Genomic DNA, 20,943 nt, shown 5'->3' on the forward strand with positions numbered 1-20,943 from the left:
ATGTAAGCGTTTAAAATGATATGTTGCTGGACAATCTATGGAAAGACATCTAAAACTTTCGCTAGTGCATATGCGATTGGAGGGCAACATGAAAAAACTACTACTCATTGGAACCGTGCCTTTTTTCTTGTTAACGGGGTGTATGGAAAAAGAAATATCCAATAAAGAAGTCAAAGTCTATAACGCAGATGGAGATAGCATCGGTACAGTCAAGTTGAAAGAGCAGGCCGATGGAATTGAGTTTACGTACAACTTAAGCGGACTTCCACCTGGCGAACATGGCGTACATATTCATGAAATGGGAATTTGCAAAGCTCCTAACTTTAAAAGTGCGGGAAATCACCTTGATCCTGATAAAAAGAAACACGGACTGTTAAATCCAAAAGGACCGCATTTAGGCGATATGAAAAATATTGTGGTAGAAGACGATCAGACGTATACAGGAACAGATATGGTTCCTCAAGTCACGTTAAAAGAAGGAAAGACATCTCTCGTTAAGCGTATGGATGGTTCATCCCTTGTTATTACAGAACAAGGTGATGATGGAATGACAGAGCCATCAGGTAATTCTGGCAAGCGAATCGCCTGCGGAGTTATTTCAAAAAAACATTAAAAAACAGCGTTCTTTCTCACGAAAGAACGCTGTTTTTTACGTTAAAGCTACTTTTAAGCGATTTAATCCTTCTTGAAGTTGTTCATGTGAACAACCAATGTTCAAACGGATAAAACCTTTTCCATATGTGGAACTGTATTTTTCGCCTTTTTCTACAGCGATTTTACCTTTTTCTAATAAGCGTTCATGTAATTCTTCTTCTGATAAATGTAGCTTGTTGCAGTCAATCCATAGTAAATAAGTTCCTTCTGGCTGAATGACTCGCAGTTCAGGCAAGTTCTCACTTATAAACAGCGTCACGAGATCTACATTTTTCTTCAGATACACAAGCAGTGCTTCTAGCCACTCTTCACCTTCTCTATAAGCTGCCTCTAATCCAATTATTCCGAATGTGTTTAAATTAGAGAACCCTTGTTTTTGCTGCTGCTGAACATACTGTGTGCGCAGTTTCTCATTTGGAATAATAATAGCTGAAGCCTGAAGTCCCGGTATATTAAATGTTTTGCTAGGGGCCATACACGTAATGGTTCGATTGGCTGCATCTTCACTCACCATGCTGATGGGAACGTGTTTATAAGGCTGGTAAATTAGATCAGAATGGATTTCATCTGAAACAATTAACACATTGTATTTTTGACAAATATTAGCAATGTTCTTCAGTTCTTCTTTTGTCCACACGCGTCCTACTGGATTATGAGGATTGCAAAGAATCATTAATTTTACGCCTTCTGCAAATTTGTTCTCTAAATCTGCAAAGTCAATTTCGTATTTATCGCCTGCAAGTTTTAACGGATTTTCAACAATTTCTCGATCATTTACCTTTATCATGTTAAAAAATGGAGTATAGACTGGAGGTTGAATTAAAATTGAATCTCCGGGTTCCGTAAACGCTTGAATAGCCATACTCAGGGCAAATACAACCCCTGGACTGTATGTAATCCATTCATGATCAATGGTCCACTGATGTTTTTTTTCTACCCAAGAGGATAAAGCATTTGCCGTAGATTCAGTAGGGGAAGTGTAGCCGAAAATACCGTGTTTGACACGCTCATTAATGGTTTGAAGAACATTGGGCGGCGCTTGGAAATCCATATCAGCTACCCAAAAAGGCAGAACATCTTTTGCCCCAAAAACGATATCAGTCTTGTCCCACTTTACGGACTGCGTACCTGTACGATTAATTAATTGATCAAAAGAATAAGTAGACAATAAAAGTACCCCCTTTTTTAATATAATAGTTTGATTATTTTTAATGCGTTTGTCAACGAAGTTAACTTGAGAAGGAAATAAAGAAAGTGAAAAAATTTCTGAAGCACCAATAACAAACTTTTTATTAAAATTAGCGCCTCGTGTGAAATATAAGAACCCGCCCCGTCATTATTGAGACAGGGCTTTTTCACCGTACAAGAAATTGACCATATGTGACTGCACAATGTCCGGACACTCTTCTGGTAAAAGATGTCCAATTTCCTTTAAAGATATAAAGGTAGAGTCTTTTAAATCATCTCTTAACTTACGTCCGAGATGTAGAGGAACCACTCGGTCTTCTTCTCCCCAAATGAGTAAACTCGGTTTTTTTATGTGCTGCAAATCCTTTGATGGTAGGTCTCCTTCTCGATCACGAATCATTCTTGTTAAAGCCATAAATGTACGGTCATCCAAAAACGGTTCAGTATAGCCATCAATCATTTCTTCGTCGATTAACTTATGATCAAATACGACATTTTGCAAGTTACCTAGTACACCTTTGCGAGACAGCCACGTTTTTACCCACAGATAAAAGAAGGGAACATAAGAAGACATGACCAACCCATAATGTGAGGGGCCTAAATAAGCTGAGCTGCACAGGAGAACTAGTTTTGATACGCAAGAAGGCTTTAATTTTGCTACATTTAAACAAACCTGCCCTCCCATTGAGTGTCCCGATAGTACAACATCTTTCAACTTTAAATACTCAATTAACTCGATGACAATTCTGGCTAAATTTTCATATGAATATTGAAAGGTCAACGATTTTTCACTTCGTCCAAATGGTGGAAGATCCAGCGTAATGATAGAAAACGTATCTTCAAATAAAGGAATTAAACGCCGAAAGCTAAAACTGGATGATAAAAAGCCGTGAATAAATACAATAGCTGGTTTATCAGGGTGGTAGTTATGGCATTCGTAGTAAACATTGACTCCATTAAAAGTACGTTGGTGGCAAGTAATTTTAGATTCAGTCAATTTGTTTCACTCCATCTTTTTCTTTCTAGTCTGTCCTAATTTCCAGCAATCTATAAAATGAAACTCAATTACCGGTATAGATTTCACATTAAAGATGTGTTTAAATTTGATATAATGGAAAAAGTGAAAAAATTTAATCGTTGTAGGAGGGGAACGCGGTGTTCTTAGAAGAAAAAGAGTTAGAAATTTTAGAAATTCTAGAAAAAAATAGCCGTATTTCAATAGATAGTATTTCAAAAATGGTGGATTTAACGTTTGAAGAAACCTCTAATATTGTTAAAAAGCTAGAGAGAGAAAAGGTAATTGTGCAATATTCAGCTGATATTAACTGGAGACGAGTAGATGGACATGAGGGCGTCACGGCTATGATAGATGTAAAAGTTGCGCCAAAGCGAGGAGTAGGCTTTGACGAGATTGCAGAGCGCATCTATCGTTTTCAAGAAGTGAAATCCGTGTACCTAATGTCAGGAGCATATGATTTGTCTGTTATTATTGAAGAAAAATCAATGTCTGAAGTAGCATTTTTTGTTTCCGAAAAGCTTTCTACACTAGACTCTGTTTTATCTACAACGACTCACTTTATTATGAAAAAATACAAGCACGATGGTACCATCTACGACCAAGGCGATGAAGATCGCAGAATCGTGGTGTCTCCGTAATGAAAGAGCGTTTGTCAACAACTGTACAACAGCTGAAACCTTCAGGTATTCGCCGTTTTTTTGATTTAGCAGCAAGTATGGATAACGTCATCTCTCTTGGAGTAGGTGAACCTGATTTTGTCACATCTTGGGCTGTTCGAGAAGCGAGTATTTTATCGTTGGAAAGAGGATATACCTCTTATACAGCAAATGCGGGGCTTTTAGAGCTCCGCTTTGAAATTATGAAGTATATGAAAAGGAATTTTAACGTCTCGTATGATTATAAAGATGATATTATTGTGACCGTTGGAGGAAGTCAGGCTTTAGACATTACAATGCGAGCTTTGATTAACCCTGAAGATGAGATTATTGTCGTGGAGCCAAACTTTGTGTCTTACAGCCCGTTAATTTCTCTAGCAGGAGGAGTTCCTGTGGCAATTGAAACAACGGAAGAAACAGAGTTTAAGCTACAGCCTAGACAGATTGAAGAAGTCATTACAAGCAACACGAAAGCCCTTCTTTTATGCTCTCCTAATAATCCAACAGGAAGCTCACTATCTAAAGAAGAGCTGCAGGCTATTGCGGATATTGTAATAAAGCATGACTTGCTTGTTATCACGGATGAAATATATGCAGAATTAACATATGATGAAGAATTTACATCTATTGCTTCTTTAGAAGGAATGAAAGAACGAACTATTATTATTTCTGGCTTTTCTAAAGGGTTTGCCATGACTGGATGGCGTCTTGGGTACATATGTGCACCAACTGAGATTGCTAAAGCAATGCTGAAAATTCATCAGTATACAATGATGTGTGCGCCTACCATGGCACAATATGGAGCAATTGAAGCACTACAAAATGGGCAGCATGACGTAGAAGAGATGAGAAAAAGCTATCGCAGAAGACGGAACTTTATGGTGAAGTCATTAAATCAAATTGGTCTGGAATGCCATTCTCCCGGAGGAGCGTTCTATGTGTTCCCGTCTATCAAGAAAACTGGATTGTCATCAGAAGAATTTGCTGAGCAGCTTTTGCTTGAAGAGCGAGTAGCCGTGGTACCAGGCAATGTATTTGGAAAAGGCGGAGAGGGACATATTCGCTGTTCATACGCCTCTTCAATGGAATCATTAGAAGAATCCATAAAACGGATTAGCCGTTTTGTTGAAAATAAGTTATAATAAAAATAAGATATTATGTCATATCGTATAGACGGTTTGATATAATATCTTTTTTGCTATGATGAAATGTAGTGTTAGTTTATATTTGTGACGAAATTGGTAAATAATAAATATAGTATAACTACTTTTTGATTCAATCTATGAACTGTGCTATAATTTTAAATTGGCTATAATGGTGAAAATAATAAGGTATCTAGGAGTGTTTATATGTCAAAATTTGAAATCGGTACTGTTACAAAAGGTAAAGTAACAGGAATTCAACCATACGGTGCATTCGTTGCATTAAATGAAGAAACTCAAGGATTAGTTCATATCTCAGAAGTAAAACATGGCTTCGTTAAAGATATTAACGAACATTTATCAGTAGGAGACGAAGTAAACGTTAAAGTTTTATCTGTTGATGAGTCAACTGGTAAAATTGGTTTATCTATTCGTGCAACTGAGCCAGCTCCAGAAAAAACTGAAGCTTCTGCACCTAAAAAACCTGCTAAAAAGCGTCAAGGTCAAGCAACAGTTCATACTGAATCTACTCAAGGATTCAACACATTAAAAGAAAAATTAGAAGAGTGGATTGAGCAATCAAACCGCGAAGATCTAATTAAGAAATAAGAAAAAAAGAAGGATAGCTTAGCTATCCTTCTTTTTTTAATGTTCCGTTCTAGGTTCTGTACGCTCTACTTCAGCAGAAGGTTTAAATAATAGACCTAGGTTAATCAGTCCTGCGATTCCAACCAATCCATAAATAATGCGTGAGAAAGCAGATGTTTGACCGCCGAAGATTGCTGCTACTAAATCAAATTGAAAAAAGCCAATAAGTCCCCAGTTAATTGCTCCAATAATCGTTAATACGAGCGCAATACGTTGAATACCACTCATGATGAACCCTCCTTATTTTTTAGTTCACTTATTAGCCTGCTTTTTTTTAGAGGGAAATATGCATATTTACTTTTGGAAGATACAGACAAATAAACGTTCATTTGGGTGGGGTGAGCGTCTAGTCAACAGGGAATAATCTCTAGGAAGTCAATTTTCTTTACAATCAAAAAGTTGTTCTTCATAATGATGCATGTAATAAGGCTCGTAAGGAGGAGTTTATAGTGAAGAATTTTACATTTTATAATCCTACAAAATTAATTTTTGGTAAAGGTCAATTAGAGCAATTAAAAACAGAAGCAAGTCGCTTTGGTAAAAAGATATTATTAGTATACGGTGGAGGAAGCGTAAAACGCAGCGGTTTATACGACCAAGTAATGGATGTACTGAACGATATGAATGCAGAAGTACATGAGTTAGCCGGAGTAGAGCCGAATCCTCGTCTAACAACTGTTCGCAAAGGAATCGATATTTGTAAAGAAAACGATATTGAATTTTTACTTGCAGTAGGTGGAGGAAGCGTAATTGATTGTACAAAAGCAATCGCAGCAGGCGCAAAATATGATGGAGACGTATGGGACATCATTAACCGCGACGTATTCGCAGCTGAAGCTCTTCCATTTGGAACAGTGCTAACGTTAGCAGCAACAGGTTCAGAAATGAATGCTGGTTCTGTTATTACAAATTGGGAAACACAAGAAAAATACGGTTGGGGCAGTCCGGCAACATTCCCTCAATTCTCTATTTTAGATCCAGTTAATACATTTACTGTACCAAAAAATCAAACAGTTTATGGTATGGTGGACATGATGAGCCACGTATTTGAACAATATTTCCATGATACAACAAATACGCCGCTTCAAGATCGCATGTGTGAAGGAGTACTGCAAACGGTTATTGAAACGGGACCAAAATTATTAAATGACTTAGAGAACTACGAGTTACGTGAAACGATTTTATACAACGGTACAATCGCATTAAACGGTATGTTACAAATGGGACACCAAGGCGATTGGGCCACTCACAATATTGAGCATGCGGTATCAGCTGTATATGACATTCCGCATGCAGGTGGATTGGCAATTTTATTCCCGAACTGGATGAAACACGTAATGGATGAGAACGTAGATCGCTTCAAGCAAGTAGCTGTACGCGTATTTAACGTAGACACGGAAGGCAAGACAGATAAAGAAGTAGCACTTGAAGGTGTTGATAAGCTTCGTGAGTTCTGGTCAAGCCTAGGTGCACCAACTCGCTTAGCTGATTATGATATTGGTGAAGACAAATTAGATCTTATGGCTGATCGTGCGATGGCTAAAGGTGAATTTGGTAAATTTAAAAAATTAAACAAAGAAGATGTACTAGCAATCCTACGCGCTTCTTTATAATGTTCTCGATAAAAAATGCCGTGCAAACCGCACGGCGTTTTTTTTATTCATGATGGGTAAGCTTTTTCTGCTGTTTTGTTTTCAAATCATCCCGAACGGTCTTATCAGAAAGAGGAACTCCGCTGTAATAAGCCGCTCTTCCTAGTAAATGTCCAGCAATAGGAGAGGTGATAAACACAAATACAATCGCTAAAATTAACCGTGCACTAATGTGGCCAGTGTCAATCCAAAAGTAGAGTAAGCAGCCCACTAATATAAATAGGACGCCTAAGGTAGCACTTTTAGATGCAGCGTGGCTTCTTGTGTACGTATCAGGCAAGCGAATAAGCCCAATCATGGTCACAACTGTTAGAAGAGCCCCTATTAGTACCAAAGCTCCTACAACGATTTCACTGATCACGTTCATATTCAATCACTTCTCCTTTCTCTAAAAACTTAGAAAAAGCAACGGTACCTACAAAGGCTATGATGCCTAGCAGTAAAATTACTTCGAAAAAAGCCTGGGTTCGAAAAATAATCGAGATGATAGCCGTGATGGCAATGATGTTAATACCAATAGCATCAAGGGCCATTGCTCGATCAGCAGTTGACGGACCTTTTACAACTCGATAAACAAACCCAATAGTTGAAGCAGAAATGAGAAGGAGCGAAACGTTTAGAAAAATATCGAGCATTTAACGACTCACCTCCATAATAGCTTTTTCGAATGTTTGCTGAATATCTGTAATAATGTCATCAATATCGTCTGTATTGATTGCATGAATATAAATAGTAGAATTATCATCTGACACATCCATCACCAGTGTGCCCGGCGTTAGCGTAATTAAAAGAGAAAGAATGGTAATTTCCCATTCGCTCTCCAGTCGGGTTGGCATTGCAAAGATGGCTGGCTGAATATTTAATTTAGGACGTAATACGTCTTTAGTAACTGCAATATTGGCTTTGAATAATTCTCGTATGAAAATAAACAGTAGCTTAATAATCGCATACACTTTATGCAAGTAAAAACGTCTGTGAAAAAAACGGCGGAAAACAAACAGCAGTACCGCTCCCCAGAAAAATCCTATAATAAAAGAAGGTAGTGTCCAAATCCCTCTCAAAAACATCCATGTGAATGCAATGATCACGTTTAATAATAGTTGAAATGACATGCAGATCTACTCCTTTAACACCGATTGGATATAAATTGAAGGATCCATAAGCGTTTGAGCGGCTGTTGACACATAAGGAATAACAGCTTCTGCACCTAGTCCTAAAAAGACAGAAACAGCAAGTAAGATAGCCGATGGGTATAGTATGCATTTAAGGGATACTTTTTCCTGCTCAGAAGAAAGCTTAGGTTCACCCCAGAAGCAGCTCATGAAAATCTTAATGGCAGAATATAAAACGAGCAGGCTTGAAACTAGTAAAACCGCTACAAACGTGTAGCTCTCTGATTCTAAGCCGCCTTGAACTAAAAGGAATTTTCCAATAAAGCCGCTTAGGGGAGGTATTCCTGCCAACGAAATAGTAGCGATAAAAAACATCCAGCCAAGCAGCGGATAATCTTTAATTAACCCACCCATTTTCTTTAATTTTGTTGTTCCAGTTATTCGAATGATGCTTCCAGCAAGAAGGAATAGAGTTGCTTTAATAATCATGTCGTGAATTAAATAATAAATGGCTCCTTCAAAACCCGCTTTTGTTGTTAAAGTCACACCGTAGACAATTACTCCTACAGCAATAATAATGTTATAAATTAAAATTTTATTAACATCCGAATAAGCAATGGCGCCTACTGCCCCAACAACGATAGTCAAAAGCGCAACGTAACCGATAATTTGATGAGTGAATTCAGGATGGTGATAAAACATTAAAGTGAAAGTCCTGAAAATAGAATAAACTCCTACTTTTGTTAGCAAAGCACCAAACAATCCGATAATAACGGGTGGAGGCGCACTGTACGAACCTGGAAGCCAAAAATACATTGGAAATAAAGCTGCTTTTAATGCAAATACAATAAATAAAAGCATCCCAATGGTTGTTAAAATTCCTGGCTGGTTAGCCTCTGCAATTCGTTGTGAAAGGTCTGCCATGTTGAGAGTTCCTGTTACGGCGTACAAATAAGCAACAGCAATTACAAACAAAGCGGATGAAATTACATTGACTAAAATATACTTAAGAGACTCTCGAAGCTGTGCTTTTGTACCGCCAATTACAATAAGAGCGTACGAAGACATAAGCATGACTTCAAAAAAGACAAATAAGTTAAAGATATCACCTGTTAAGAAGGCGCCAAATACGCCTACTAATAAAAACTGCACAAACGAATAAAAGTAAAAACGTTCACGTCTTTCGCCAATTGTATGAAAAGCAAAAAGAACGCAGCATAGTGTTACGATACTAGCAGCAAGTACGAGAAGGGAAGCAAACATGTCCGCTACTAGAATAATTCCAAAAGGAGGTTTCCAGTTCCCAAGCTCGTGAGTTAAAACACCTTTTGATTGAACCAACTGTACTAAATATGCAGCAAAAACGGTGGTGGTGATTAATGATAAAACACTGACTATCCTTTGAAGTTTAATATTGTCTTTGAAAAAAATGAGCACAACACCTACAACAAACGGGATAAGCAGTGGGATGATTACAAGATTACTCGTCATGTTCATTTCCCCCTTAACTTGTCCATATCGTCTGTTCCGAGTTCTTGATAAGCCCTGTAAGCTAGTACAAGAAAAAAAGAAGTGACGCCAAAGCTTATGACAATGGCAGTTAAAATTAGTGCTTGAGGTAAAGGATCTGTATAAGAAGAAGCCTTTTCTCCTAGAAGGGGAACGCTTCCCCCTTTTAATCCGCCCATCGTTAAAATCAATAGGTGAACACCGTGGCTTAATAAGCCTGTTCCAATAATAATTCGCAGTAAACTGCGGGATAACATGAGATATACAGCGGCAGTGAATAGAATTCCCGCCACTATGGACATTAATATTTCCACTATTCACTCTCTCCAATCGTTTGAATAATGGTCATTGTAACACCAACAACTACTAGATATACGCCTAAATCAAATAGTACCACTGTAGCTAAAGATGTTTTCCCGAGAAGAGGAAGGTTAAAATAGCTGTACGTGTGAGTTAGAAATGGAACTTTGAAAATAAATGACCCCAGCCCCGTTAAAATCGCTAGCAGCAATCCGGAAGCCGCAACTTTCTTATAATCAAGTGGGATGACTTTCGATACGGTTTTTATATCGAAAGCCAGCAGTAGTAATACAAGGGCAGCTGAGGTAGTAAGTCCCCCAACAAACCCTCCTCCAGGTGTATAATGACCTGCAAAGAAGAGATGAATGGCAAAAATGATAATAATGAACGTGACTACTTTCGTTGTTGTTTGTAAAATCAAATCATTTTTTTTCACTCTTCTTCCTCCTTTGTTAACCGAAGACGAATCATACCATAGATAGCAAGAGCTGCTATACAAAGTACGGTAATTTCAAATAATGTATCAAATCCGCGGAAGTCAACAAGGATAACGTTCACCATGTTTTCGCCGCCTGCTTTTTCATAACTGTTTTCAATAAAGTAATGTGAAATGGATTCAAACAGTTTCGTACTGTTTGCTGATATGCCAAGCAATGTAACGGTCGTTCCTACAAGAAGAGCAACCAATAAGTTTGGCAGTTGAAACTTCACCCTTACTTTTCGTTTCCGAAACTCCGGCAAGTAGTAGAAACATAGTAAAAACAGTGATACTGATACAGTTTCAATAACTAATTGAGTCAAAGCTAAGTCAGGAGCACGGAATAATACGAAAAATAAAGAAAGCGTATACCCAACAACTCCCAGCGAAATAATTGCTGTGAGGCGTGATTTTGCCAATAAAGTTGTAATAGTAGCCGCAACCATTACAACTGCTAGTATGGCTTCATAAACGCCGATAGAAACAGTATCTTTTAGATCAATAGCAAAGGCATTCTGAGAAAAGAGCGTCACGAGAATTAAAATGCCTATAAAAGTAAAAATGATTAAAAGATAGTCCCTAATAAATCCTGTCATTAATGTTTTCATTATACGTGTTGAGCCTTTTTCCATCCCTTTAATTCCATAATTATATCCGTTATTAAGCGTTAAAGAAGAAGGAAATCGTGTATAAATTTTTGACCACTTTTGAAGCGTCATAAATAACAAAATACCAAATGTGATGACCCCTAGCGTCATAAATAATTCTGGCGTAAATCCGTGCCAAAATTTAATATGCACTTGATATTCTTTACCTTCAGCTAGCAGGCTAGGTGCGATAGACGCCATTGTTGGCTCAATAAGGATTGATTCTAATAAATTAGGAGCAAAGCCAAAAATAACAACCAGTGATGCTAAAATAACAGGTGAAATAAGCATGCCTACTGGTGCTTCATGCGGCTTCTTCTCCAACTTTTCGGGCTGGTATTTGCCTGTAAAGGTTTTAAAGACAAGAATCATACTATAGACGAAAGTGAAAATACTTCCCACCCAAGCGGTGATAGGCAGCAAAATTCCCCACGTCTGCATGCTATACATATCCATTTTTGTCACGTTTACCATGCCTGTAAAAAACATCTCTTTACTTAAAAATCCGTTAAAGGGAGGAAGACCTGCCATTGAAAATCCGCCGATGATAGCCATGGTAAATGTTACAGGCATGAAGCTCATTAACCCGCCTAACTTTCTAATGTCACGCGTGCCTGTTTCATGATCGACGATGCCTACTACCATAAACAAACTGCCTTTGAAGGTAGCGTGGTTAATCAAATGGAAAACCGCTGCAGTAAGAGCCACTAAGTAGATATTATCGTCTAAAAAATCATAGTGAATAGCTGCGCTACCTACTCCTATAAGTGACATAATCATCCCAAGCTGACTAATTGTTGAAAAAGCTAAAATCCCTTTCAAGTCTTGTTGTTTTACTGCTGAAAACGAGCCCCAAAACAGTGTAATTAGTCCTACGATTGAAATAACAAAAAACCAAGTGGCGCTTATAGCAAAAACAGGGCTGAGTCTTGCTAAAAGATAAATTCCCGCTTTTACCATTGTAGCTGAATGAAGGTATGCACTGACTGGGGTTGGAGCTTCCATTGCATCTGGCAGCCAAATATGAAAAGGAAACTGAGCAGATTTTGTAAAGGCCCCTAATAAAATGAGGACTAGAGCTGGAATGAATAGATGACTTGATGTGACTACATCTACGTTTGAGATAATTTCGCGTATGCTGAAAGTACCTGTCATAACGTATAAAAGCACAATTCCTGCTAATAGGGAAAGTCCTCCGAATACGGTAATGAGCATAGATTTTAAGGCTCCGTATTGAGATTTCTCTCGTTTGTACCAATAACCAATCAATAAAAAAGATGAAAGGCTTGTTAATTCCCAAAAGCTGTAAAGGTTCATTAAATTGTCTGATAATACAACTCCTAGCATAGAACCCATAAAAAGAAGCAAATAGACATAAAACGAATGCAGTGCTTCTTTTGTCTTAGAAAGATAATAAATGGAGTAAAGAATAACAAGTGTCCCAATTCCGGTGATTAATAGAGAAAATAGAAGACCAAGTCCATCCACATAAGCATCAAAGTTAATGCCAAGACTAGGTATCCATTTCATCGAATGTAGATATGTTTCCCCCTTAGAAACACCACTAATATATTGTGTGAAATAAATGAACAACACAAGCGGAAGAGGTAGAACGAACCACCCTGTATGAATACGCTGGAATTTCCTATACAGAAGCGGGACAACAAAGGCTAATAAAAAAGGCGATAAAATCACCAAGTGCAACCAGGACAAAAGACAAACCTCCTTGTGATATTCAATTCTGTAACCGATTATATAATAATTTAATTATGCATGCATCCATGCTATTTCTTAGTATCAGCGGATTTTTCAAACCTTATTAAATAAATAGAAACTCGTCACAAAATCCATAAAAAAAACATAAAAAAATTTTTTTAGGCGTATAAAAATCATTCAAAATTGTCACTCTAAGAGTGAGGTGATGGAAATGTATAGAAAACAAATAGCCATCAGTTTTCTCATTTTTACCGCATTATGTATGAGCGGATTTGTGCTGAATAATCACTTGGAAATGAAAGAAGAAAACAGGATGCTAATCACTTCTAAAAACCAAGCTGAAAATTCCATATCAATAGACTCTTCTCTGTTAAAAGCCTCTTATAAACCGAGACAATATGTAAAGATAGGTGAAATGAACTATATTGCACCACCCGATAAGCAAATAAAAAACGATTGAAGACCACTCTTTAGTCGTTTTTTATTTGCTTATTATTTGCGTAATGGTGCATGCATTACGTTCTGTAATCAAAGAACATTAGTTGACTTCATAACTGAATTTATCGTTAAATAAAAGGGTACATACAATGATTGCAGTTTCAACAAACTATAATGATTGTGTCAAATTGTAAGTGGATTCACTTGAATTCAGCTAACAGTTTCGATAAAGTGAAAAATAAAGATATTTTAATGGAGGAACAGACTATGACACATGTTCGTTTTGATTATTCAAACGCGTTATCATTTTTTGGTGAACATGAACTTACATACTTACGTGATGCCGTGAAAGTAGCTCACCATTCAATTCATGAGAAAACAGGTGCTGGGAACGACTTTTTAGGATGGGTAGACCTTCCTACGGAGTATGACAAAGAAGAATTTGCACGCATTCAAAAAAGTGCAGAAAAAATTAAATCTGACTCAGATGTATTAATTGTTATCGGTATTGGAGGATCTTACTTAGGTGCTCGTGCTGCTATTGAAATGCTTCAGCATTCATTCTATAACACATTATCAAAAGAACAGCGTAAAACTCCGCAAGTTATTTTTGCTGGTAACAACATCAGCTCAACATACATGAAAGACTTAATGGATGTTTTACAAGATAAAGATTTCTCTATTAATGTTATTTCAAAATCTGGTACAACAACAGAACCGGCGATTGCTTTCCGTATCTTCCGTAAATTATTAGAAGAGAAATACGGCAAAGAAGAAGCACGCAAGCGTATTTATGCAACAACAGATAAAGCACGCGGCGCATTAAAAACATTAGCGGACGAAGAAGGCTATGAAACATTTGTTATTCCAGATGATGTAGGCGGCCGTTATTCAGTATTAACAGCGGTTGGCTTATTACCAATTGCTGCTGCAGGTCTTGATATCGAACAAATGATGAAAGGGGCAGCTGATGCTCAAGAAGCATTCTCATCATCAGAGCTAGAAGAGAACCCAGCTTATCAATATGCTGTAGCTCGTAATGTTCTTTATAATAAAGGAAAAACAATTGAAATGCTGATTAACTATGAGCCAGCTCTTCAATATTTTGCTGAGTGGTGGAAACAGTTATTTGGTGAAAGTGAAGGAAAAGACCAAAAAGGTATTTATCCTTCATCTGCTAACTTCTCAACGGATCTTCATTCTTTAGGTCAATATGTACAAGAAGGTCGTCGCGATATTTTTGAAACAATTGTACAAGTTCAAGATTCTCGTCATGAGCTAACAATTGAAGAAGATGCAGCGGACTTAGATGGATTAAATTACTTAGCTGGTGAAACAGTTGACTTTGTAAATAAAAAAGCGTTCCAAGGTACAATGCTAGCGCACACAGATGGAGGCGTTCCAAACTTAGTTGTGAACATTCCTGCGTTAGATGAGTATACATTCGGATATGTTGTATATTTCTTCGAAAAAGCATGCGCAATCAGCGGCTATTTATTAGGAGTAAATCCATTCGATCAGCCTGGAGTAGAAGCATATAAAGTAAATATGTTTGCTCTTCTTGGGAAACCTGGTTTTGAAGAGAAAAAAGCAGAATTAGAAAAGCGTTTGAAATAAATAAAAAGTTCACCTTCTTGTTAGAAGGTGAACTTTTTTGCTTTTGAGATAAAGGATAAAATGCTGGAAAAAGGACATGTTAAAACAGAGGAGGAATAACATGATTGAATTATCTTCAAGATTAGACGGGACATTATTCAAACTTTATGAATTAGAAAAAACGCTTAAGCCGCTTGGGTATAACGTCGGAGGAAATTGGGATTATGACCATGGTTCATTCGACTATAAGATGGATGATGAAGTCGGCTATCAGTTTTTACGTATCCCGTTTACAGCTACGAATGGGGAACTGGATTCTAAAGGAACAACCGTACAGATTGGTACGCCATTTTTACTTTCACATAAATATCAAATTGGCCTAGATGACAATGTTCACAATGGAAATGTGAGTGCTTCATTTAATCAATTTGCAGAACCCCAAGACGCAGACGGTTCATTTCGAGAAAAGTATATCAGTTTAGGAGAAGAGCTGATCAGAGAGGCAGAAGAGGCGCTGCTTCAGTAATTGAAGGAACTATTCTTTTTTTAAACTCTCTAATTTCTTCACAAAAATATGTTCATACATGACCTGACTGATTAACTCGTTTGTTTTAATCATTTCATTTACACCCAAATTTTGCGCATTTTGAATATGCTTTTTTGTTAACAATTCAACGATGCTGTAAATAGAAGGGTTCACTCCTTGCAGAGCGACTAGCGTAACAATAGTGTTCATATCTGCATATTCTTCTGCCTTATGCTGATCCGCTGTAATCAGCACTTTTTTTGCGTACCGAGCGTTGGCAAGCTCTAATACTTCATAGTGAGAAGGACTTCCTTTAATAAAATGAACGCGATCACAAATCATGGGGTTTTTAGTCAGAGATTCGTCAATAAGAACAATTTCTTCTTTATGAAATGCGTCGCGATAAGATTCTAATACTAGCTTGGCGCGCTCGTTCCACCCGACAACGATGAAGTGGTCTTTTCCATAGAATTTTAAATTTCCTTCTAAATAAGCGCTCTCAGTGGAAACAGCAATTTTAGAAAGCGTGACAAAATAAGTAGTAATGAAGCCCGTTCCGATCAGGACTAAAATAATTGCAGCTAATCTTCCAATCGTAGTGGTTGGAGCGAAATCACCGTACCCTATAGTAGAGATTGTAATAATAACCCACCAAATTCCTTCAAACACATTTCCAAACGTTTGCGGCTCTAGGAAATGTATAAGCGTGCCAAAAAGTAGAACAAGGCAGCCGATAATAAAAAGAAGCCGCACTAAAATAGAACGACGAAAAAGTCGAAATAATAGCCATTCCATCATAAAAAACCTCCAGTGATTAGTCATAGCCACAGTATGACCATTTTTCATTGAAGGTATAAGATATCTTTATCTTTTTACTTCGTAATATTCAATCCATTCTTTGTCTGGACCATAGAAAAATAAGTATCTTGCTCCATTTGGCAAAGTTACAATGTTTTCTTCCACAAATGAAACGCCTGCTGATTTTAAACGCTCAAACTCCTCTTCAATTCCGTCTACTGCCAGCGCAAAATGATGAACTTTACCTTCGTTAGGTAAGCTTGAGTTATACCCTTGAATTAACTCTACGATTACATTGCCTTCTAAACCTAGAAAAGCTAGTTTCAAAGACGGATCGGTATGTGGTAGTGTTTCGATGAGCTCTAATCCCACTTTTTGTGTATAAAACTCAATAGATTCTTCTATATCCTTTACTTGAACGCCTACATGTTCAAATTTTAAAATTGCCATATGCATCACCCGTATCTATAGTATGTAAAAACTATGAAATATATTAAAGAGAAAGGATATAGAAGTCAAGATAGGGCTGCTTATCAGGAAAGGGCTCTTAAATCATATTTTTGCTGGAGTGAATAGGGTAGAGGCTTCCATCAAGAGCAAACGAAATTTTACCTGTTTCTTCAGATACAACTAAAATTAATGCATCCGATTTTTCCGACATTCCAATGGCTGCACGGTGACGTGTTCCTAATTTTTTGTTCCTTGAAATAATAGACGAGAGAGGTAAAACATTAGCAGCTGAAATAAGCTGATTGTTTCTAATTAGGACGGCTCCGTCATGTAAGGGTGTCCCTGGATAGAACAGCGTCTCAACTAGCGTAGCGCTGACAGGAGCTTGAATAGGCATTCCTTTTTGAATAAGAGGGTCTACATTTTGTTCCCGTTCAATGACAATTAAAGCGCCGTGACGTTTCTCAGAAAGGTTATGAATAGCTAAGGACAGAGCAGCATATTCAAATGTATAAGGCGATAAGTAATGACGCAAGTAATAAGAGGCGGCCGTAGCTTGAACATCTTGAAATAACCTTCTCATCTCCTCAAAATCACATAGGATACAATGATCACTCGTGTCTAAATGTTTAATTAAATTAGAGGCTTCAGTTGAAATCTGCTGTAAATATGTTCGCACGTTATTTTTAATTGTATCGTCTAATTGAAAGGGTGGTCTCTCCATCTTATACAGCTCCTATCTGTCAGTGTTATCTGTAATGTGTGCTAATGGGGGTGAATTATCCGTAAAGCTTACAAATCCCTTATTAATTTTATAGAGAGATTTATTTTGTGTTTTATTTAGCAAGAGAATATAAAAAGTTGGAGAAAAAAGAAAGCGTTTCATAAACTGATATGTTCACATTTGGGTTAAATTTACATATGTTGTTTTAAATAAAAGTATAGATATTTCTGTGAATTTAAAGTATAGTTTTCTTATCGGATATATGATTTTTAATGTTGACAAATATTCTAAATATGCTAAAATTTTTAAAAAATGCTTATCAAGAGTGGTGGAGGGATCTGGCCCGCTGAACCCCGGCAACCTGCTTAGCAAGGTGCTAATTCCAGCAAAGTGTGTATCATTTTGAAAGATAAGGTGAAAATTTATTGCCTACCCAGTCTTTCAATATGGAAGACTTTTTATTTTGATATAGCGCAAGCAATAATTTAAGGAGGGACACCAATGACTGTAACCCCGACTTAAAACAAATCTTTGAACACGTCGAAGCAAAGTAAGAATTAAATAGTTTCGCTGACTAGACACACTAGAGGCGGTTTTATCCAATTCTAGTGGGTAAAACCGTCTTTTTTTATTGGATAACGCGGATAACTAAGAATTGGAGTGAAGAAAATGGCAGATTTATATACGTACGAAAACTGGAGCGATACATTTCCAGAGTTCGACAGTGAAGATGAAACAAAAGGAGCCCTTTCAGCATTGCAGTGGGCGTATGATACCTACGGAGATTCAATTATCTATGCATCAAGCTTTGGGATCGAAGGAATCGTGTTAATTGATTTAATTTCAAAAGTGAAAAAAGATGCTGAAATTGTCTTTTTAGATACAGGCGTTCATTTTAAAGAAACATATGAAGTGATTGATGCAATTAAAGAACGCTTCCCTGATTTACGTATTCATATGAAAAAACCGGATTTAACTCTTGCAGAACAAGCTGAAAAACATGGAGATGAGCTTTGGAAGAGTCAGCCTAACCTATGCTGTCAAATTCGAAAAATCATCCCATTAAGAGAATCTCTTGCTCCTTATGATGCGTGGATTTCTGGTTTGAGACGCGAGCAGTCTGAGTCTCGTGCCAACACGAATTATTTTAATAAAGATGAGAAATTCAAGAAAGTTAAAGTTTGTCCGTTAATTCATTGGTCTTGGAAGGAAATTTGGCGCTATGTGTATAAGCATGATTTGCCATATAACAAACTTCATGATCAAGGCTACCCAAGTATCGGCTGTGAGCCTTGTACCGCACCTGCCTACAATGTAGACGATTTACGTTCAGGAAGATGGGCAGGTACGCAAAAAGTTGAGTGCGGATTACACGAATCTTAAATACGAAAGAGCTGAATAAATGATGCTTTTATATGTTGCCTTTATCATTGCACTTTTTTTTGCAATGAATATTGGGGCAAGCGGTGCAGCAGCTGCTATGGGCGTTTCATACGGCTCCGGTGCGATTAAAAAGCGAAGAGTGGCCCTGTTCATCTGTGCTATAGGTATTGTGCTTGGAGCCATTACCGGAGGCGGTGAGGTGGTGAAAACCATCAGTTCAGGTATCATACCTGAAAAATTACTGTCAGTAGAGTTAGTTATTATCATTCTGGCTGCTGCAACGCTGTCACTCTTTTTCGCGAATTTGATTGGTATCCCTCTATCAACAAGTGAAGTAACAGTTGGCTCAGTTGTTGGAGTAGGAGTAGCTTATCAATCTTTGTATGTGGAAAAACTTTTAGTTGTCATGTCTTTTTGGATTATTGTTCCGCTAGTTTCATTTGTGATTGCTTTTTTGATTGGAAAAGTGATAAAGCGCAGAGCGCATAAAAAAGAAGCAGAGGGAAAGTGGAAAAGAGTTTTAACGATTTTAGTTATAGTGACGGGATTCTTTGAAGCTTTCTCAGCTGGAATGAACAACGTGGCAAATGCTGTCGGTCCTCTAGTAGGAGCTGGATTAATGGATGCTAAAACGGGTGTTGTATCAGGAGGGTTGGCGGTCGCGCTCGGAGCTCTTTTACTAGGCGGCCGAGTTATTGAAACAAACGGAAAAAAAATTACTCGCTATTCTGTAGGAGAAGGGTGTATTATCTCAGGTACTGGTGCTTCTCTTGTCACAGTCGCTTCATTGTTTGGTTTACCAGTACCTCTTACACAGGTTACTACGTCTTCTATTATTGGAATAGGCGCAGCGAAAACGGGATTTACGAAAGAACAGCGCGAAGTGGTTATTCAAATGTTGAAGGTTTGGGTGGTATCGCCTGTATTTTCACTCGTAATCTCATATGTTCTTGTGAAATTAGTACTTGAAAGCGACTTATATTCATTTATGGTGCTAGCTAGCGGATGTATTGCCACAGCAGGTATTCTAAGCTTAGCTAGAACGACTAGAAGAAAAAGAGCAAGCTTGCAGTCGGAAAAAGAAAAAATGACTGCTTAATTCAAGTGCTTTTTATTATATTGTGTTAATTATTTAAGGAGGATTTTACAAAATGACAACAATTCAAGCACACGGTGGAGAATTAATTAATTTATATCAACCAACATATGACTACACTTCACTAACAAAAGAAATCGAAGTAGATAACATGGCTCTAAGTGACTTAGAACTAATTGGAATTGGTGCTTACAGCCCAATTACAGGGTTTTTAGGAGAAAAAGATTATCAATCAGTTGTTGAAAATATGCGTCTAGCAGATGGAACAGTATGGAGTATTCCTATCACTCTTCCTGTAACAGAAGAGCAAGCTAAAGAATTAAACATTGGCGACAAAGTAAAACTTGTTCAAAACGGCGTAACGTATGGTGTTTTAGAAGTTTCTGAAGTATATACGCCAAATAAAGAAAAGGAAGCAGAAAACGTGTACCGCACAGCAGAACTTGCTCATCCTGGCGTGAAAAAAATGATGGAACGCCCAAATGTATACGTAGCAGGTCCAATCGTACTTGTAGAACGTACACCTAAAACGCGTTTTGAAAAGTATTACCTAGATCCAACTGAAACAAGAGCAGCATTTGAAGAACGCGGTTGGAAAACGGTTGTTGGATTCCAAACTCGTAATCCTGTTCACCGTGCGCACGAATATATTCAAAAAACGGCATTAGAAATTGTAGACGGCCTGTTCTTAAATCCTCTTGTAGGAGAAACAAAGTCAGACGACATCCCAGCAGATATCCGTATGGAAAGTTATGAAGTACTTTTAGAGAACTATTATCCTAGCGATCGTGTAGCTTTAGCAGTTTTCCCTGCTGCGATGCGCTATGCTGGACCTAGAGAAGCTATTTTCCATGCAATGGTTCGAAAAAACTTTGGATGCACGCATTTCATTGTAGGCCGTGACCACGCTGGTGTTGGTGACTACTATGGAACATATGATGCACAAAAAATCTTCAGTAACTTTACAGCAGATGAATTAGGAATTACACCTTTATTCTTTGAACACAGCTTCTACTGCAAGAAGTGTGAAGCGATGGCATCAACGAAAACATGCCCTCACAGCAAGGAAGATCATATGATTCTATCTGGAACAAAGGTACGTGAAATGCTTCGTAACGGAGAAGTGCCACCAAGCACATTCAGTCGTAAAGAAGTAATTGAAGTGTTAATTAAAGGATTAGCAAAACAAAAAGTATCTTCAAAATAAGGAGC

General features: G+C 37.6%; 24 protein-coding genes and 1 riboswitch. Of the genes, 11 read left to right on the top strand and 13 right to left on the bottom strand.

Annotation, left to right across the window (positions count from 1 at the left end; genetic code table 11):
- Positions 1 to 88 precede the first annotated feature (88 nt).
- Positions 89 to 613: a superoxide dismutase family protein gene (locus M3225_RS22740; protein ID WP_013059604.1), complete on the top strand. Its 525-nt coding sequence runs from the start codon at positions 89 to 91 to the stop codon at positions 611 to 613.
- 36 nt (positions 614 to 649) lie between these two features.
- On the opposite strand, the gene M3225_RS22745 is transcribed toward M3225_RS22740, so the two are convergent.
- Positions 650 to 1,822: a MalY/PatB family protein gene (locus M3225_RS22745; protein ID WP_251397552.1), complete on the bottom strand. Its 1,173-nt coding sequence runs from the start codon at positions 1,820 to 1,822 to the stop codon at positions 650 to 652.
- Positions 1,823 to 1,990: 168 nt separating this feature from the next.
- Positions 1,991 to 2,839, bottom strand: coding sequence for an alpha/beta fold hydrolase (locus M3225_RS22750; RefSeq protein WP_251397555.1), 849 nt, complete (start codon positions 2,837 to 2,839; stop codon positions 1,991 to 1,993).
- A 158-nt stretch (positions 2,840 to 2,997) separates the two neighbouring features.
- On the opposite strand from M3225_RS22750, the gene M3225_RS22755 reads away from it, so the two are divergent.
- The 3 genes from M3225_RS22755 (at position 2,998) to yugI (ending at position 5,267) form a co-directional block, all read left to right on the top strand.
- Positions 2,998 to 3,498 carry an Lrp/AsnC family transcriptional regulator gene (locus M3225_RS22755; RefSeq protein WP_013059601.1) on the top strand — a complete coding sequence of 167 codons (501 nt, stop codon included), beginning with the start codon at positions 2,998 to 3,000 and terminating at the stop codon, positions 3,496 to 3,498.
- A complete protein-coding gene (locus tag M3225_RS22760; RefSeq protein WP_251397597.1) occupies positions 3,498 to 4,658 on the top strand; it encodes an aminotransferase in 1,161 nt (386 codons plus the stop codon). Before M3225_RS22755 ends, M3225_RS22760 begins: the two co-directional genes overlap by 1 nt.
- Before the next feature lie 207 nt (positions 4,659 to 4,865).
- On the top strand, positions 4,866 to 5,267 hold the full coding sequence (gene yugI, locus M3225_RS22765) for a S1 domain-containing post-transcriptional regulator GSP13 (protein ID WP_013059599.1): 402 nt from the start codon (positions 4,866 to 4,868) through the stop codon (positions 5,265 to 5,267).
- A gap of 36 nt (positions 5,268 to 5,303) precedes the next feature.
- Here yugI and M3225_RS22770 read toward each other — a convergent pair whose 3' ends face one another.
- Positions 5,304 to 5,534 (bottom strand): DUF378 domain-containing protein, encoded by a 231-nt coding sequence (locus tag M3225_RS22770; protein WP_013059598.1) that lies wholly within the window; start codon positions 5,532 to 5,534, stop codon positions 5,304 to 5,306.
- Positions 5,535 to 5,755: 221 nt separating this feature from the next.
- Between M3225_RS22770 and M3225_RS22775 the strand changes: the two genes are divergently transcribed.
- Positions 5,756 to 6,919, top strand: coding sequence for an iron-containing alcohol dehydrogenase (locus M3225_RS22775; RefSeq protein WP_251397613.1), 1,164 nt, complete (start codon positions 5,756 to 5,758; stop codon positions 6,917 to 6,919).
- A 43-nt stretch (positions 6,920 to 6,962) separates the two neighbouring features.
- Here the strand turns inward: M3225_RS22775 and mnhG are convergent, their stop codons facing one another.
- From mnhG to M3225_RS22810, 7 genes are read right to left on the bottom strand one after another with little or no spacing between them, the layout of a single operon-like run.
- Positions 6,963 to 7,325: a monovalent cation/H(+) antiporter subunit G gene (gene mnhG / locus M3225_RS22780; RefSeq protein ID WP_251397877.1), complete on the bottom strand. Its 363-nt coding sequence runs from the start codon at positions 7,323 to 7,325 to the stop codon at positions 6,963 to 6,965.
- The gene (locus M3225_RS22785) at positions 7,309 to 7,593 is read right to left on the bottom strand and encodes a Na(+)/H(+) antiporter subunit F1 (protein ID WP_251397630.1); all 285 of its coding nucleotides are present in this window, start codon (positions 7,591 to 7,593) and stop codon (positions 7,309 to 7,311) included. Before M3225_RS22785 ends, mnhG begins: the two co-directional genes overlap by 17 nt.
- Positions 7,594 to 8,070, bottom strand: coding sequence for a Na+/H+ antiporter subunit E (locus M3225_RS22790; protein ID WP_013059594.1), 477 nt, complete (start codon positions 8,068 to 8,070; stop codon positions 7,594 to 7,596).
- A gap of 6 nt (positions 8,071 to 8,076) precedes the next feature.
- Positions 8,077 to 9,561, bottom strand: a complete 1,485-nt coding sequence (locus M3225_RS22795) for a Na+/H+ antiporter subunit D (RefSeq protein ID WP_251397640.1) — start codon at positions 9,559 to 9,561, stop codon at positions 8,077 to 8,079.
- A gap of 2 nt (positions 9,562 to 9,563) precedes the next feature.
- Positions 9,564 to 9,893 (bottom strand): Na(+)/H(+) antiporter subunit C, encoded by a 330-nt coding sequence (locus tag M3225_RS22800; protein WP_251397653.1) that lies wholly within the window; start codon positions 9,891 to 9,893, stop codon positions 9,564 to 9,566.
- Positions 9,893 to 10,315, bottom strand: coding sequence for a Na(+)/H(+) antiporter subunit B (locus M3225_RS22805; RefSeq protein ID WP_251397656.1), 423 nt, complete (start codon positions 10,313 to 10,315; stop codon positions 9,893 to 9,895). Before M3225_RS22805 ends, M3225_RS22800 begins: the two co-directional genes overlap by 1 nt.
- Entirely contained in the window at positions 10,312 to 12,717 is a 2,406-nt protein-coding gene (locus tag M3225_RS22810; RefSeq protein WP_251397683.1) for a Na+/H+ antiporter subunit A, read from the bottom strand. The genes M3225_RS22805 and M3225_RS22810 overlap by 4 nt, the downstream gene beginning before the upstream one ends.
- A gap of 214 nt (positions 12,718 to 12,931) precedes the next feature.
- Here M3225_RS22810 and M3225_RS22815 point away from each other — a divergent pair, with 214 nt between their 5' ends.
- The 3 genes from M3225_RS22815 (at position 12,932) to M3225_RS22825 (ending at position 15,280) form a co-directional block, all read left to right on the top strand.
- On the top strand, positions 12,932 to 13,180 hold the full coding sequence (locus tag M3225_RS22815; RefSeq protein ID WP_251397686.1) for a hypothetical protein: 249 nt from the start codon (positions 12,932 to 12,934) through the stop codon (positions 13,178 to 13,180).
- 245 nt (positions 13,181 to 13,425) lie between these two features.
- Positions 13,426 to 14,775, top strand: coding sequence for a glucose-6-phosphate isomerase (locus M3225_RS22820; RefSeq protein WP_013059589.1), 1,350 nt, complete (start codon positions 13,426 to 13,428; stop codon positions 14,773 to 14,775).
- Between the two features lie 100 nt (positions 14,776 to 14,875).
- Positions 14,876 to 15,280, top strand: coding sequence for a YugN-like family protein (locus M3225_RS22825; protein WP_251397700.1), 405 nt, complete (start codon positions 14,876 to 14,878; stop codon positions 15,278 to 15,280).
- 9 nt (positions 15,281 to 15,289) lie between these two features.
- Here M3225_RS22825 and M3225_RS22830 read toward each other — a convergent pair whose 3' ends face one another.
- The 3 genes from M3225_RS22830 to cdaS all read right to left on the bottom strand — a co-directional run bounded on the left by M3225_RS22830 (position 15,290) and on the right by cdaS (position 17,252).
- The gene (locus M3225_RS22830; RefSeq protein WP_251397714.1) at positions 15,290 to 16,078 is read right to left on the bottom strand and encodes a potassium channel family protein; all 789 of its coding nucleotides are present in this window, start codon (positions 16,076 to 16,078) and stop codon (positions 15,290 to 15,292) included.
- A gap of 66 nt (positions 16,079 to 16,144) precedes the next feature.
- Positions 16,145 to 16,528, bottom strand: a complete 384-nt coding sequence (locus M3225_RS22835; RefSeq protein ID WP_060745800.1) for a VOC family protein — start codon at positions 16,526 to 16,528, stop codon at positions 16,145 to 16,147.
- Between the two features lie 97 nt (positions 16,529 to 16,625).
- Positions 16,626 to 17,252: a sporulation-specific diadenylate cyclase CdaS gene (gene cdaS, locus M3225_RS22840; protein ID WP_251397728.1), complete on the bottom strand. Its 627-nt coding sequence runs from the start codon at positions 17,250 to 17,252 to the stop codon at positions 16,626 to 16,628.
- Positions 17,253 to 17,565: 313 nt separating this feature from the next.
- A riboswitch (SAM riboswitch) is annotated at positions 17,566 to 17,668 on the top strand.
- A gap of 253 nt (positions 17,669 to 17,921) precedes the next feature.
- Here cdaS and M3225_RS22845 point away from each other — a divergent pair.
- Genes M3225_RS22845 through sat form a run of 3 tightly spaced genes read left to right on the top strand, consistent with a single transcriptional unit; the run spans position 17,922 to position 20,938 of the window.
- Entirely contained in the window at positions 17,922 to 18,635 is a 714-nt protein-coding gene (locus M3225_RS22845) for a phosphoadenylyl-sulfate reductase (RefSeq protein ID WP_251397745.1), read from the top strand.
- Positions 18,636 to 18,654: 19 nt separating this feature from the next.
- The gene (locus M3225_RS22850) at positions 18,655 to 19,734 is read left to right on the top strand and encodes an inorganic phosphate transporter (protein ID WP_251397748.1); all 1,080 of its coding nucleotides are present in this window, start codon (positions 18,655 to 18,657) and stop codon (positions 19,732 to 19,734) included.
- Between the two features lie 52 nt (positions 19,735 to 19,786).
- Positions 19,787 to 20,938: a sulfate adenylyltransferase gene (gene sat, locus M3225_RS22855; protein WP_013059582.1), complete on the top strand. Its 1,152-nt coding sequence runs from the start codon at positions 19,787 to 19,789 to the stop codon at positions 20,936 to 20,938.
- Positions 20,939 to 20,943: the final 5 nt, after the last annotated feature.

The organism is Priestia aryabhattai (genome assembly GCF_023715685.1).
GTDB classification, from domain to species: Bacteria; Bacillota; Bacilli; order Bacillales; family Bacillaceae_H; genus Priestia; species Priestia aryabhattai_B.